Source organism: Streptomyces sp. NPDC046759 (assembly GCF_040645475.1).
Lineage (GTDB): Bacteria > Actinomycetota > Actinomycetes > Streptomycetales > Streptomycetaceae > Streptomyces.
The window spans coordinates 79,668-92,843 of sequence record NZ_JBEYYJ010000021.1; the positions used below are offsets into that span (position 1 = coordinate 79,668).

The 13,176-nt window shown below is 69.4% G+C and carries 13 protein-coding genes and 3 pseudogenes; 8 read left to right on the top strand and 8 right to left on the bottom strand.

Going from position 1 to position 13,176, the window contains the following annotated elements; all coding sequences use genetic code 11:
* Window positions 1-19: 19 nt before the first annotated feature.
* The 3 genes and pseudogenes from ABZ919_RS26505 to ABZ919_RS26515 all read left to right on the top strand — a co-directional run.
* Window positions 20-265: a hypothetical protein gene (locus ABZ919_RS26505; protein ID WP_361252442.1), complete on the top strand. Its 246-nt coding sequence runs from the start codon at window positions 20-22 to the stop codon at window positions 263-265.
* Window positions 266-650: 385 nt separating this feature from the next.
* The gene (locus tag ABZ919_RS26510; protein WP_361252444.1) at window positions 651-1,172 is read left to right on the top strand and encodes a transposase; all 522 of its coding nucleotides are present in this window, start codon (window positions 651-653) and stop codon (window positions 1,170-1,172) included.
* 183 nt (window positions 1,173-1,355) lie between these two features.
* A pseudogene (locus ABZ919_RS26515) lies at window positions 1,356-1,582 on the top strand (transposase); the annotation flags it as partial.
* Between the two features lie 197 nt (window positions 1,583-1,779).
* Here ABZ919_RS26515 and ABZ919_RS26520 read toward each other — a convergent pair.
* The 3 genes from ABZ919_RS26520 to ABZ919_RS26530 form a co-directional block, all read right to left on the bottom strand.
* A complete protein-coding gene (locus ABZ919_RS26520) occupies window positions 1,780-2,346 on the bottom strand; it encodes a TetR/AcrR family transcriptional regulator (protein ID WP_361252446.1) in 567 nt (188 codons plus the stop codon).
* A gap of 84 nt (window positions 2,347-2,430) precedes the next feature.
* Window positions 2,431-3,819: an amidase gene (locus ABZ919_RS26525; protein WP_361252449.1), complete on the bottom strand. Its 1,389-nt coding sequence runs from the start codon at window positions 3,817-3,819 to the stop codon at window positions 2,431-2,433.
* Entirely contained in the window at window positions 3,806-4,015 is a 210-nt protein-coding gene (locus tag ABZ919_RS26530; protein WP_361252451.1) for a hypothetical protein, read from the bottom strand. The genes ABZ919_RS26525 and ABZ919_RS26530 overlap by 14 nt, the downstream gene beginning before the upstream one ends.
* 130 nt (window positions 4,016-4,145) lie before the next feature.
* Between ABZ919_RS26530 and ABZ919_RS26535 the strand changes: the two genes are divergently transcribed.
* Window positions 4,146-5,408 (top strand): MFS transporter, encoded by a 1,263-nt coding sequence (locus tag ABZ919_RS26535; protein WP_361252454.1) that lies wholly within the window; start codon window positions 4,146-4,148, stop codon window positions 5,406-5,408.
* A gap of 31 nt (window positions 5,409-5,439) precedes the next feature.
* Window positions 5,440-6,366 carry an MBL fold metallo-hydrolase gene (locus ABZ919_RS26540; RefSeq protein ID WP_361252457.1) on the top strand — a complete coding sequence of 309 codons (927 nt, stop codon included), beginning with the start codon at window positions 5,440-5,442 and terminating at the stop codon, window positions 6,364-6,366.
* A gap of 198 nt (window positions 6,367-6,564) precedes the next feature.
* Here the strand turns inward: ABZ919_RS26540 and ABZ919_RS26545 are convergent, their stop codons facing one another.
* Both ABZ919_RS26545 and ABZ919_RS26550 read right to left on the bottom strand, forming a co-directional pair.
* Window positions 6,565-7,722: an IS701 family transposase gene (locus ABZ919_RS26545; RefSeq protein ID WP_361252460.1), complete on the bottom strand. Its 1,158-nt coding sequence runs from the start codon at window positions 7,720-7,722 to the stop codon at window positions 6,565-6,567.
* A 56-nt stretch (window positions 7,723-7,778) separates the two neighbouring features.
* Window positions 7,779-7,994, bottom strand: a pseudogene (locus ABZ919_RS26550) (ISL3 family transposase); the annotation flags it as partial.
* 114 nt (window positions 7,995-8,108) lie between these two features.
* On the opposite strand from ABZ919_RS26550, the gene ABZ919_RS26555 reads away from it, so the two are divergent.
* Window positions 8,109-9,038 carry an NADP-dependent oxidoreductase gene (locus ABZ919_RS26555; protein WP_361252462.1) on the top strand — a complete coding sequence of 310 codons (930 nt, stop codon included), beginning with the start codon at window positions 8,109-8,111 and terminating at the stop codon, window positions 9,036-9,038.
* Window positions 9,039-9,118: 80 nt separating this feature from the next.
* Complete coding sequence (locus ABZ919_RS26560; protein ID WP_361252465.1) at window positions 9,119-9,637, top strand: hypothetical protein; 519 nt, start codon at window positions 9,119-9,121, stop codon at window positions 9,635-9,637.
* A 39-nt stretch (window positions 9,638-9,676) separates the two neighbouring features.
* On the opposite strand, the pseudogene ABZ919_RS26565 reads toward ABZ919_RS26560, so the two are convergent.
* The 3 genes and pseudogenes from ABZ919_RS26565 to ABZ919_RS26575 form a co-directional block, all read right to left on the bottom strand.
* Window positions 9,677-10,620, bottom strand: a pseudogene (locus ABZ919_RS26565) (IS5 family transposase).
* 71 nt (window positions 10,621-10,691) lie between these two features.
* The gene (locus ABZ919_RS26570) at window positions 10,692-11,375 is read right to left on the bottom strand and encodes an IS630 family transposase (protein ID WP_361252468.1); all 684 of its coding nucleotides are present in this window, start codon (window positions 11,373-11,375) and stop codon (window positions 10,692-10,694) included.
* The gene (locus ABZ919_RS26575) at window positions 11,372-11,812 is read right to left on the bottom strand and encodes a helix-turn-helix domain-containing protein (protein WP_361252471.1); all 441 of its coding nucleotides are present in this window, start codon (window positions 11,810-11,812) and stop codon (window positions 11,372-11,374) included. The genes ABZ919_RS26570 and ABZ919_RS26575 overlap by 4 nt, the downstream gene beginning before the upstream one ends.
* A gap of 202 nt (window positions 11,813-12,014) precedes the next feature.
* Here ABZ919_RS26575 and ABZ919_RS26580 point away from each other — a divergent pair, with 202 nt between their 5' ends.
* Complete coding sequence (locus ABZ919_RS26580; protein WP_361252603.1) at window positions 12,015-12,881, top strand: transposase family protein; 867 nt, start codon at window positions 12,015-12,017, stop codon at window positions 12,879-12,881.
* Window positions 12,882-13,176 lie beyond the last annotated feature (295 nt).

Below are 13,176 nucleotides of genomic sequence, written 5' to 3' on the forward strand. Positions count from 1 at the left end.
CAGAGCCCGGGTCGCTGCCGTGGTCGACGTCGCGCTGGCGGCCGTGGATGCCGCCGCGACGGGGTTGGCGATGAACGGCGGCGGCCTCTTCCACCGCCGGGACCTGCTCGCCGAGGCCTGCCGTCACGTTGCTCTCGTCGTGCGTGGCCGCCGCCGCGAGCCGGGCCTGGACGAGCGAATCGTGGACGCCGCCATCACCACGTACTGCCTGGACATCAGCGAGCCGAAGACGCTGCGCGGTCTGATGCCGGCCCACCGCTTCTAAACGCCCGCTGGTCGCTGGCCGGCCTCCTCTCCGACCCCCGACCGCTGCCCGCAGCACCGGACGTGCAGCCCCCGGCCGCTCCGGGCGCACCGGCCGTGCCCCGGTCTTTCGGACCTGGAGCCGGGGGTGGGAGATATCCCGCGTCCCGTTGCGGTACGAGCGGGCCGTCCGTGCCGGCGCGGTGGTTCGCGAGAAGCTGCGCACCGTTGTCGCGCGGGGCCGGGCGTCCGACGTGGTTGCGCACCAGCAGGCGGCGATCCCCGAGCAGCTGCTCGTGCCCACCCCGGTCGCCAGCCTCGGGCATGGCGACTAGGAGCCGGAGGCCGAACCTGGGGAGGTGATCGGCCTGGCGGCGCTGTGAGCCTTGCGGGAGTCACGCGCGGACGTGGAAGCCCTCGGTCTGACGGCCGAGCGGCTGCGCCATCTCCAGGACGCATTCACCAAGGCGGCCGCGCGCGGCGGGCTGACCACCAAGCTGCGCCTGGCGGTCGAGCCGGGGCAAAAGCCGCTGTCGCTGCTTGTCACCGCTGGCCAGCGGCACGTCAGTCCGCAGTTCCAGCCGGTCCTGGAGGGCATCCGGGTGCCCCGCATCGGTCGGGGCTGGCCGCGAACCCGACCGGACAAGGTCCGCGCCGATAAGGCGTGCGGCTCCCGCGGGAACCGCACCTACCTACGCAGACGCGGTATCAGCTGCACCATCCCGGAGAAGGCTGACCAGGTCCGCAACCGCAAGAAGCTCGGCTCTCGCGGAGGTCGTCCACCGAAGTTCGACAAGGTCGATTACAAGGAGCGCCACGCAGTGGAATGCGGCATCAACCACCCCAAGCGCTACCGCGCGGTGGCCACGAGATATGACTGTGAGGATGCTGTGCCGTCTCGGCAGTGGCCTGACCCGCGATACGACTGACTACCTTGTCCTGAGTCTTGATCTGTCGGCCACTGTCCGGGACGGCACTTGCTGCCGCCAGGCCGGCGAGTGTGTCCCGATAGGGGCCTTCGCGACAGGCACCGTCACAGTCCTGACCGCTTGCCAGCCCGGCGACGGCCACAGCTCCGGTTCGATGGCAGGAGACCAATGACCAGTGCCAGCATGGCCCAGCCGATCCGTTTTCACCATGACTGCCGTCGTGAGGTCGTCCTGGGTGTCGACACCCACAAGGACGCCCACGTGGCAGCCGTGGTCTCGACCACGGGCAGCTGATCGACTCCCGGAGCTTTCCTGACACGGCCGATGGTTACCAGCAACTGCTGGACTGGGCCCGTTCCTCAGGCCTGGTCATCCGCGCTGGAGTCGAGTGCACCGGCTCCTACGGAGCTGCGCAGTGCCGGGCCATCGACGCCGCGTTCCGCACTCCGGACATACCGCCCACGCACCCTTGCTGCGAGGCACGGCAACCCGCTCCTGGTCCGACGCACCATCTGCCAGTGCCTGCAACGACATACCGAGGAGCAGTACACGGCACCCGGCTGAGCATCCGGCCTCAGGGGAACAGTCCGCTCGCGGAGGCGTTCGGTCAGTGGTCGGTCGAGCCGACCAGCCCTGTCACCAGCTGACGCGCGTACGCGGTGTCGAGCCCGTCGGGGCGGAAGAGGATGCGGTACATCATGGGGGCGACGACGCGGTCGAGGACCGTATCGACGTCGAGTGTGGTCTCCTCGCGGCCGGCCGCGCGGTCGAGGATGACGTCGATCTGCTCGGCCGCGTAGGCGGAGCACTGGCCGGCGTTGCTGCCGTCCGGGTCACCGAGCAGGGCGTCGCGGATGTAGGCGCGGCCCGTGGGGGCGGCCATCTCCTCGAGGAACCGCTCGGCCCAGGCCTCGAGGTCGGACCTCAGATTTCCCTTGTCCTCCGGCGCCGTCTCGGGCCGCAGGCGCTCGACCGCGACGTCCGACAGCAGCTCCTGCAGATCGCCCCAGCGACGGTAGATCGTGGACGGGGTGACTCCGGCGCGGGCTGCCACCAGGGGGACCGTGAGCGCTTCGCGGCCGACCTCCGCCTCGAGTTCGTGCACGGCGGCGTGCACCGACGCCTGCACCCTGGCGCTGCGCCCGCCGGGGCGCACCATTGACTTTCGGCTCATACAACCACCTTAAAGCAAATATGTTGCTTCAAGTGCTCGTCCGTGGCCCCGGCCGGTCCGGCCCGGGGCCACGCGGTCGGTTCGTTATACCGCCGCCAGCCGGCGCGTGGGCTGCGTCTGCTCGTAGGCGTGGCCGACCCTCAACAACGCCGGCTCCCCGAGGGGGCGGCCGAGCAGCTGCATGCCGATGGGCAGGCCTGTCGTGTCGTGTCCGACCGGCACGGACAGCGAGGGCACCCCGGTGATGTTGGCGGGGGCCGAGAGGCGTACGTAGGCGTCGGAGACACCCTCGACGGTGCCGTCCGGCCAGGTGAGAGTGGACTGGTCCGCCTTTGCCGCGGTCGCCGGGACCGTCGGCGCGGCGATCACGTCGACCTCCTCCAGCAGGCGCGCCCAGGCCTGCCGCATGAGGGTGCGGGAGCGCTGGGCGCGCAGGTAGTCCCCGGTCGGCATCAGCTCGCCGGCTTCGAGAAGGATGCGGACGTCCGCCTGGTACAGCTCGGGGACCGCGCGCAGGGTTCGCTCGTGGTAGCCGGTGGCCTCCGGCACCATCAGGCCCCACTGGGTGGCCTGGATGTAGCGCGTCATCGGGATCTCGACCTCGACGAGGCGCGCGCCGAGGATCTCGAGTTCGGCGATGGCGCGCCGGACGGCGGCCTCGACCTCCGGGTCGACGTGGTCGAAGTAGTAGTTGCGCGGCACACCGACACGCAGCCCTGTCAGATCCGTATGCGCGCTCGGCCGGTAGTCCGCGGCGGACGTGGCCAGGGAGGCGGGGTCGCGGGGGTCGTGGCCGGCCAGGGCGGTCAGGACCAGGGCCGCGTCCTCGACGGTGCGAGTGATCGGCCCGACGTGGTCCAGCGACCAGGACAGTGACGTGATGCCGTGGCGGGGGACGAGGCCGTAGGTCGGCTTGAGGCCGACGACTCCGTTGAGCGCAGAGGGCACCCGGATCGACCCGCCGGTGTCGGTGCCCAGCGTGAAGGTCGCGGTGCCCGCGGCGACGGCGACGGCGGATCCGCCGCTGGAGCCGCCCGCGACTCGATCCTGGTCCCAGGCGTTGTTGGTCTGCGGGGTGGTCAGACCGTAGGCGAACTCATGGGTGTGGGTCTTGCCGACCAGGACCGCGCCGGCCGCGGTCAGACGCGCGGCGACCGTGCTGTCGGCCTCCGCGCGGTGGTCCGCGCGGACCCGGGAGCTGGCCGTGGTGGCCGCGTCGGCGACGTCGATCAGGTCCTTCAGCCCCATGGGGATACCGTGCAGCGGGCCGTGTAGGCGGCCGGCAGCGACCTCCTGCTCGGCCTCGCGCGCCGCCCGGCGTGCCCGTTCCGCGGTGACGGTGACGTAGGCCTTCAGGTGCGGTTCCGCCTTCTCGATCCGGTCGAGGACGGAGTCCACCAGCTCGACGGGGGACAGCTTCCGTGCCCGGATCGCGTCAGCGGCTGCGGCGAGGGACAGTTCATGCGGCTGCATCGTTCTTCTCCTCTCCCGCGCGGTAGGCGGCGGCAGGCGGGGTGTCCCCGAAGTCCAGTTCCCGCAGGACCGTGACGACGGAGTGGATGTGGTTGGCAGTGGCGGCCACCGCGGCGTGCCGGTCGGCCCGCAGTGGGAGCCCTGCACGGTCGGCCCAGAGGGCCGCCTCCGGCGGCGTGAGTTCAGCAGCGGACATGAGTGTTCTCTCCTGATCGAGCTGGAGCTGTGGAGCAATCCCTGCACCAAAAGCTAACGGTTTGCTTTAAGTGACACTAGGGCCTACGGTGACTTAAAGCAAACTCATTGCGTTTAGCGGAAGGAGTCTCATGTCCAGCGCCACACCGGGCGCACCCGCACAATGCCCCTACTCGACCGCATGCCCCGGCACGGTGAACCGCTCTGCGGCCTTCGTCCTCGACGCGTCGATCCTGGCCTCGCTTCTGGCGGCCTCCAGCGCGCCGACGCCCCTGTACCCCCTCCACCAGGATGAGTGGGGCCTGACCCCCCTGACGGTCACGGTGATCTTCAGCGCCTACTCCCTGACGCTGCTGGTGGCCCTGCTCACCGTCGGAGCGCTCTCCGACCACCTGGGTCGGCACCCCGTCCTGGTGGGCGCCCTAGTTCTGGAGGCAGTCTCGATGCTGGTCCTGGCCTCGGCGGACGGCGCCGGCCCGCTGATCGCCGCCCGCATCCTGCAGGGAGCGGCCACGAGCGCGGCCACCAGCGCCGCGGGCGCCGCCCTCCTCGACCTGACGGACCCCTGGCGTGCGGGCCGGTCCACCCTGACCAACAGCCTCGCCCCGGTGGCCGGCATGGCCGCCGGCGTTCTGGTCGCCACCCTCCTCGTCCGCTTCGCCCCCGCCCCCACGGGCACCGTGTACGTGCTCCTGGCGGCACTGTTCGCCGCCGAGGCGATCGCGGTCACGTTCACCCTGGAGAGGGCCCGCCCACGCGCCGGAGCGTTGCGCTCCCTGCGGCCGCAGCTCGCCGTGCCGCCTACGGCCCGCCGCGCCCTGCTGGCGGCCGGCACCGGAGTCGTCGCCGTCTGGGCACTGGGCGGCTTCTACTCCTCCCTCGGCCCGGCGTTCGTACGCCTCGTGGCCCCCGGTGCCCCGTACGCGGTCGCCGGCATGGTCTTCTTCACCATCAGCGCTGCGGCCACGCTCACCGTGTGGACGCTGCGGCGAACAGCGCCGTTCGCCGCAGCCACCGGCGGAGCCGTGGTGGTGATCCCGTCCGTGGCCCTGAGTCTGCTCGGTCTGCACGGCGTCGGCCTGCTCGCCGTCTACGCCGGCGCGGCCCTGGCGGGCGTCGCCTTCGGCGCCGTCTCCCAAGGCGCGCTGCGCATGATGCTCACCTCGCTCGGCGAACAGGACCGCGCCGCGACCCTGGCCGCCTACTACGTCCTCAGCTACCTGTCCATGAGCGTCCCCGCCATCGCCGCGGGCGCCGCGACCCAGCACTTCGGACTGCGGACCACCTCCCACACCTACGCCGTAGCCGCAGCCCTTCTCGCCGTCGCGGCGGTGGCAGCGCTGACCGCGTCACGGCGCAAGGCGCCCCACGCCGCAGACGACCACCTCCGCTGAAAACCCCGAAGAACAAAGGAAACGACGGACCATGAACGCCTCACCGGCCGATGAGACCACCACCATCCCGTCCTGGACCGTGGGCGACGTCACCATCCACCGCATCGACGAGGCCCCCCTGCCGCCCGCGACCGGACCCTGGCTGCTGCCGGACGCCACCACGGATGTGGTCAAGCGGCAGCACTGGCTGCGCCCCGACTTCGCCGACCACGACGGCACCCTGCGCATCGACAGCCACAGCTTCGCGTTCGTCCTGGGCGGGCTGCGCATCCTCGTCGACACCGGCATCGGCAACGGCAAGGAGCGGGCCAACCCCGCCTGGCACAACCTGCGGACCGACTTCCTCGATCGCCTCACCGCCGCCGGTTTCCCCCCGGACTCCGTCGACCTGGTGATCCTCACCCACCTGCACGCCGACCACGTCGGTTGGAACACTCGGGAAGTGGACGGCGAGTGGGTCCCCACCTTCCCCAACGCCCGCTACCTCACCTCCCGTATCGAGCAGGAGTTCTGGGCCACGTACGACATGGAAGAGGCGCGCAAGCAGATGTTCCGCGACTCCGTGATCCCCGTCGAGGAGGCGGGGCTTCTCGACCTCGTCGACGTCCCGGCCAAGGGCGTCGAGATCGCCCCGGGCCTGCGTCTGCTGCCCACGCCCGGCCACACCCCCGGCCATATCGCCGTCGAGCTGACCAGCCAGGGTGAGACGGCGCTGATCACCGGCGACTGCATCCACCATCCGATCCAGTTCGCCCACCCTTCCATCGGTGCGTGCGTCGACATCGACCCGGAGCAGTCCGAGGCCTCCCGCCGCAAGCTGCTCGGCTCCCTCGCCGACACGGAGACCCTGGTCCTCGGCACCCACTTCGCGCCGCCCACCGCCGGCCGCGTGATCACCGACGAGAACGCCTACCGACTCGCGCCCGTCCCCGCAGCCCCGCAGACCGTCTCGCAGTGACCCGCGGTCTAGTACTGCAACGGTGCTTGTTCTGATTGCTGGGCAGTTTTCAGGGACTGTGGCCCCGTCGTTTGTAGTGACTGAGGCGGGCTTGGTGTTGGCGTCTGCGGCGCAATGTCGGCCAATGCAGGATGTGCTCGACCGGGGTGGGACAGCGGTCGGTGAGCCGGGTGATCAGTCGTCGGATCTCGGCAAGGCTCAGGCGGATGAGCTGGGAGGATCCGTTTCTGCTTTGTCCATGTCCAGTTCTCGGGCCCGCAGCACTGTCAGGCAGGCATGGGCGGCCATGGCGAGAGTCATGTGGCGGTGCCAGCCGGGATAGCGGCGGACTTGGTAGTTGTCCAGGCCGCACTCCTGCTTCGCGGTCTGGAAGCACTCCTCGACCGCCCATCGGCTGCCCGCGATGCGGATCAACTCGTCCAGCGTGGTGTCGGCGGGACAGTAGGCGATGTAGTAGGAGATCTCCTCGGGCCTGCTCACGCTGCGACGGGCGATCACCCAGTGCCGGCGGTCCTCGCGGTGCCAGGGCCTCACCTCAACGCGGGCCCAGTCATAGATCCGCCGGCCGTGGGCTCCCTCGCCACAGGAACGGCGTTTCCACTTCTGCCGGGGCAGAGCGGGGAACAGATCATGGACGGGGTCGATCGACCAGCGGGTGACGACGGTGTCGTGGCGAGTGGTGGCCATGACATGGAAGACATCGGCCTGCTCCAGCTCGAACCGCCAGCCCTTGCTGAAGCCGTAAGCAGCGTCCGCCGTCACCCAGCCGAACGGGATCCGGTCGGCGATGGCCTTGCGGACCATCGCCTTGGCCATCGCCACCTTCGTCTCGAAGGCGACACTGTCGTCGATGCCCGCCCGCCGGCATCGCTCACGGTCATCCGTCCACGACGTGGGCAGATACAACCGTAGGTCGATCAGTGTGCGTCCTCGGCCCGTCGCGTAGGCGAGGAAGACCCCGATCTGGGAGTTCTCGGTGCGTCCCGCGGTGCCGGAGTACTGCCGCTGGACCCCGGCCGAACGGACACCCTTCTTCAGGAAGCCGGTGTCATCGACGATGAGCACTGCATCCCGGTCACCGAGGTGTTCCACGACGTAGTCACGTACGTCGTCCAGGACCTCGTCGGCGTCCCACTCGATCCGGTTCAGCAGCCGGTGCATGCGATCGGGACCGCCATGACCGGCCCCCTCCGCCAGTGTCCAGCCGTTCTTCCGCTCCAGCGGCGCGACCAGCCCGCGCATATAGGCCAGCGCCGACTGACGCGGCTCCTCCCGGCTGAACCGGTGCACGAACCGCTCATGCACCGCTTCGAGCTCACCCGCCCACAACCTGACATCAGCAAGGTCCCCACCCATAACCAGACCAACGACGCAGCTGGCCACCGGCCACGGCAAGCACCGTTGCAGTACTAGAGCCCGTCGGCATTTTCTGCGCGAGGCATCAAGAGCTGCGCGAAGTCTTCGATAATGCTGGCCAGTTGGGTCATCTCCGGGCAGGCGCCGGTGAGCTTGGCCAGGAGCTCGTGTTGTTCGGCTTTGAGGTTGACGGGCCTGGTGAGGAGCATCCGGGCGAGCCGGCGCGGGGAGATGTGGCTGCGCTCGGCGTCTGCGCGGCCTTGGCTGATGTACTACACGGTCGGCCGACCGGAGCGCAGCCGGCGGTGCCGCCAACAGGGTTGAACGGATCGGCCCGGGCGGCCAGCCGTGGAAGAACCGCGGCCCCCGGCCTGTTGACTTCGGTCATGCGAGCCATCATCACCCACCGCTACGGCGGTCCGGAAACGCTTGAATTCGCGGAGACCGATGACCCCAAGGTCGGCCCGGACCAGGTACTCGTCCGGGTGAAGGCCGTCGGCGTCAACCCTGTCGACTGGAAGATCGTCGCCGGGTACCTCGACCCGATCATGTACGTCCACTTCCCGCTCGTGCCCGGCTGGGACGTCGCAGGCGTCGTGGAGGCCGTCGGCCTGGACACCCCCGAGTTCTCGGTCGGCGACGAGGTCTTCGGCTACGTCCGCAAGGACGAGGTGCAGCACGGCACCTACGCGGAGCTCGTCGCCGCGCCGGTGCGCACCCTCGCGCGCAAGGCCGCCTCGCTGGACTGGCGGCAGGCGGCCGGCGTGCCTCTGGCGGGGCTGACCGCCTTGCAGTCACTGCGCCGGGTGGGCGTCGGCAAGGGCGACACGGTCCTGGTGCACGCGGCCGCCGGCGGTGTGGGGTCGTTCGCCGTGCAGATCGCCGTGGCCATGGGAGCCCGCGTGGTCGGCACCGCCAGCGAGCGCAATCACGACTACCTGCGCTCCCTGGGCGCCGAACCGGTCACCTACGGGGACGGCCACCGCCTGATCGACCGGGTGCGACAGCTCGCGCCGGAGGGCGTCGACGCCGCGGTGGACTACGTCGGCGGTGACGCGGTCGCCGCAACCCAGGACCTGCTAAAGGACCCCAGCCGAATGGCCTCGATCGTCGACCCCGGCGTGACACATCGGGGCGGCCACCACGTCTGGGTGCGGCCCGACAGCGCGGACCTCGCCGACCTCGCCGAACTCGCCGACGCGGGCAAGCTTAAGGTCCACATCGACCGTGCCCTGCCGCTGGCCGAGGCCGCTGAGGCGTTCCGCCTGAGTCAGAGCGGTAAGACTCGCGGCAAGCTGGTCCTCGAGGCCGGCTAGGAGCTGTCCGGTCGATCATGCGATCGCGTTGAATCGGGGGCCTGGAGCCTGGCCGAACGCCTCCTCGTAGGCTTCGGCTCATGGGCCTGTGGGACGTCTTGCCGGACAGTGAACGACAGCAGTGGATCTTCGATCCGTTCGTGAGCGTGGGTCCACTGCGGTTTGGAATGACTTCCGACGAGGCGTCCGCTGCACTCGGCGGCGTCCCTGCGGCCGCGCGCCAGCATTACCCGCGTTGGGACGTCGTGTGCCACACCTACTCCGACGTGGGCCTGATGCTCTACTTCGCGGGTGAGGGTTTGCGTGGAGTCTCGATCGACGCACGTCGGGGACCGCAAGTCCATGCGGATGAGGCGGTATTGGTCGGCCAGGTTCCCTCCGAGCTGGAACAGTGGCTGTTCGCTCGTGCGGAAAGCCGGGAACCCTTCACGGAGCTCTTCTATCTGCCTGGCGCGGAGCCCGGATCGCTGACTCTTGGGGTGGCGCTCTGCGTGCAGCGAGCCGGCGATCATTTGCTCACGCGCCCCGTCTTCCTGGCCGCCGATGTCATGGATGACGTCTATCACCGGCTGCCGAGGGAAGCCTGGGCCATCTTCTGATCCAGGACGGCTGGGCACGAACACCCGTCCGTCCGGCGATCAGGCACGAAGCCAGATGATCAGGGGTGCGGCAGTGACGGTACCGAGGAAGACATAGCCTCGTTTGTCATAGCGGGTAGCCACGGCCCGCGAGTTCTTCAGCTTATTGACGGCGCGTTCGACGGTGTTGCGCTTCTTGTACCGGTCCTCGTCGAAGCCTGGTGGCCGTCCACCGCGTGAGCCCTTGCGTAGGCGGGCGGCCCGGCTGTCCGCCTTCTCCGGGATCGTGTGCCGGATCCCCTGGCGTCGAAGGTACTGACGGCAAGGGCCGTTGCTGTAGGCCTTATCGGCGGCGACGCTGCCCGGCTTCTTGCGGGGCCTGCCCGGCCCGAAGCGGGGGACCCGGATCTTCTCCAGCACTGACACGAACTGGGTGCAGTCCGCGCGTTGGCCGGGGGCGGCGATCAGGGACAACGGTCGGCAGCGCCCGTCGGCGCTCAGGTGGATCTTGCTGGTGATGCCGCCCCGCGAGCGGCCCAGGGCCTCGCCTCCTGCACCACCTCCACCAGGCGGTCGACCAGGCTTTGCCACACGGTCTCGGCCTGGTGTTCTCTCACCTCGTCCCCCTTTGAGGCGGCGGGCGCGGGAGGGGGGTCGGTGCGGGCACCGGCGGCATGATGGTGCGCGCGCACGCTCGTGGAGTCGACCGAGATGTCCCAGTCGATGTCGTCAGCCGCGTCCGCCGCGGCCTGGACCTGCTGCAGAAGGCGTTCCCAGGTGCCGTCGCCGGGCCGTAGCCGGTGACGTTCGTAGACCGTTTTCCACGGCCCGAACCGCTCCGGTAGGTCTCGCCACTGCACCCCGGTCCGTACCCGGTGCAGAATCCCGTCGATTACCTGCCGGTGGTCACGCCACCTGCCGCACCGACCGTTGCTCACCGGCAGGAACGGCCGCAGCCGTTCCCACTCGGCATCTGACAGATCACCACGCTCACCCCGCCCCATGCTGCGGCCAACGATGTGAACTCGGCGGGGTCACATGATCGGCCGGACAGCTCCTAGTAGATTGTCGCGGCTCAATTTTGCTGTGTGTTTGGGTAGAGGTGGCGCAGTTTCACGCGTGCGTCGTCGGTGGTGAAGTGCCAGTCGACTTGGCGCTGGTTGCTGTTGGTGTGCTGCTGCCAGGCGGCGAGTTCGGTGTTGAGCACGGCGAGGTCGTCGATGCGGCGGTCCAGGCACTGGCGGGGGAGGGCGAAGAGCTCGATCTCGGCGATGTTGAGCCAGGACCCGTGTTTGGGGGTGTGGTGGATCTCCAGGCGCTGGGCCAGCGCGAAGGCCTTCTGCGGGTCGAACGCCTCGTAGAGCGAGGCGGTGGTGTGGGTATTGAGGTTGTCCATCACCAGCACGACCGTGGCGGCGTCGGGATAGTCCACGCTCAGCAGGTGCTCGACCTGGTGCGCCCAGTCGACCCTGGTCCGGCGGTGCCGGGCGTCCACGCGCCGCCATCCGCGCAGTGGCTCGACCCAGCAGAAGATCGAGCAGGTCCCCGAGCGAACGTACTCGTTGTCCTCGCGCCGGTCACGGCCCGGCCGCGCGGGAAGCGGATCGCGGACGTGGCCGAGCAGCTGGTACGGCTTCTCGTCCATGCACACGACCGGGCGGGCGGGGTCGAGGGGGCGGCGGTAGACCGCCAAGACGTCCTCCAACGCCGCGGCGAAGGCCGCATTCGCAGCGGGCGGGATGGTCCAGTACTTCTTCACGTGACGACGCAGTTCCGTTTTTTTAATACCCGGCCGATCGTGGAGTGGTCCAGATCTGGGATGTCCTCGACCAGCGCGACGTGCTTCTCCAGCAGTCGCAGCGACCACCGGGCATGTCCCTTGGGCGGCGCCGAGCAGGCGAGCGCGATCAGCCTCGCCTCGACCTCGCCGGTCACCGGGGAGGGCACCGGCGGGCATGCGCGTTCCTTCCGGCCGACCGTGGCCCACACATCGCCGCCGGTCTCCGCGTACCGCTTCGAGATCAGGCGAACCGACTCACACGAGACCCCGACCCGGTCCGCGATCACCGCCCGCGGATCGACCTCGCCGACCGACGTGTCCAACGCGAGCAGCACCCGTGCCCGCCTGATCATCGACGTGCTGCGGACCCCCGTCGTCGTCACGCGCACCAACGCCAGACGATCTTCGGCACTCAACGCAACCGGATACTTCTTCTGTGAGGACACGGACCCCTGCCCGGGCCGAACGGAACCGACAAGGGCAGCTTGCCCGACCCCAACTCCACCAACCAGAACAACACTTACGAGTTGGTGCGTGATAGCGGGTGGGCATGCTTTCGTGGTGAGGGGCACGGTCGATCGGGCGGTGTTGGCGCATCCGTTGTTCACGGGCGTCTCGATGGCTCATCTTGCGTCGTTGGTCGAGGAGTTGGCTCGGCCGTGGGCAGCCGCGGTGGAGGGGCGGCGTTTCCAGCAACGAGGCGGTGTGAGGAGACGCGCGCAGGGTGCCGGTGCCCGCTATCGACTGGTGTTCGTGGACCGGCTGGTGGTCACGCTGATTCACCTGCGGCACGACCTGCCTCACGCGGTCTTGGGTGTGCTGTTCAACGTCGACCGCTCGACTGTCACCCGGGCAGTCGGTGAGATGCGTCGGTTACTGGCGGAGCGGGGTTTTGCTGTTCCCGACAGGCCTGGCCTGCGGCTTCGAACGCTGGAGGACGTGTTCGCCTACGCCCAGGCCGGGGGAGTCGAGCTGAGGTTGGACGCCACCGAGGTGCAGGTGCGACGGCCGGCCGCCGGCCGGGGCGGCAGGCGGGCATTCGTGTCGGGCAAGAAGAAGCAGAACACGATGAAAGCCACTGTCATCGCTGACCACCAGGGCCGCACCCTGTGGGCCGATGGCCTGCGGCCGGGGCGGATGCACGATGCGACCGCAGTTCGCGCCGCTGGCATCAGCGGCTGCTTCCAGCACTTCGACCTGGTGGAAGTGCTGCTCGACGACGGCTACCTGGGCCTGAGCCGTGACCATCCCGGCCGAGCACTCACCCCGCCCAGAAAGCCCCGCCCCGGTGCACTGCCCAGCGGGCTCGAACAGTGGGAACGCGATCGGCACAGCCACTCATCCGACCGCATCACCGTCGAGCACGCTCTCGCCGACCACAAACGCTGGAAACAACTGATGCGCTGGACCCACCGTCGCGATCGTCTGCCCGACACCTACGGAGCCATCGCCGGCCTCGTCTCCGACCGCACTGTCATGACCTGAAAACGGCCGAGAGCAGGCCGAACACGCCTCACCCGCTATCACGCACCAACTCGTTAGCCCTGCCGTGCCGCACCCGCGCCAACGGGCTGTGTAGTCGCAGTTCACGGGCGGAAGATCCCCGACTGGGTCGCCGACAAGCCGGTCGTCACAGACACGGTGGCAAAGTTCCCGGCTCTCAAGCGCAACCACCCGGCGCGGCGCCAGATCGACTGCGCGGCATAGACGACCCGAGGCAGCCGGGCCGGGCAACGACCCGGCTGCCTGGAGGCGAGCCCCTCGCAACGAGGTCCCGCAC

Coding starts and splice junctions, on each gene's coding strand:
- ABZ919_RS26520 (WP_361252446.1), bottom strand. CDS start 2,346: ATGAGCCGAAAGTCAATGGTGCGCCCCGGCGGGCGCAGCGCCAGGGTG.
- ABZ919_RS26540 (WP_361252457.1), top strand. CDS start 5,440: ATGAACGCCTCACCGGCCGATGAGACCACCACCATCCCGTCCTGGACC.
- ABZ919_RS26530 (WP_361252451.1), bottom strand. CDS start 4,015: ATGTCCGCTGCTGAACTCACGCCGCCGGAGGCGGCCCTCTGGGCCGAC.
- ABZ919_RS26545 (WP_361252460.1), bottom strand. CDS start 7,722: ATGGGTGGGGACCTTGCTGATGTCAGGTTGTGGGCGGGTGAGCTCGAA.
- ABZ919_RS26535 (WP_361252454.1), top strand. CDS start 4,146: ATGTCCAGCGCCACACCGGGCGCACCCGCACAATGCCCCTACTCGACC.
- ABZ919_RS26525 (WP_361252449.1), bottom strand. CDS start 3,819: ATGCAGCCGCATGAACTGTCCCTCGCCGCAGCCGCTGACGCGATCCGG.
- ABZ919_RS26560 (WP_361252465.1), top strand. CDS start 9,119: ATGGGCCTGTGGGACGTCTTGCCGGACAGTGAACGACAGCAGTGGATC.
- ABZ919_RS26555 (WP_361252462.1), top strand. CDS start 8,109: ATGCGAGCCATCATCACCCACCGCTACGGCGGTCCGGAAACGCTTGAA.
- ABZ919_RS26580 (WP_361252603.1), top strand. CDS start 12,015: ATGGCTCATCTTGCGTCGTTGGTCGAGGAGTTGGCTCGGCCGTGGGCA.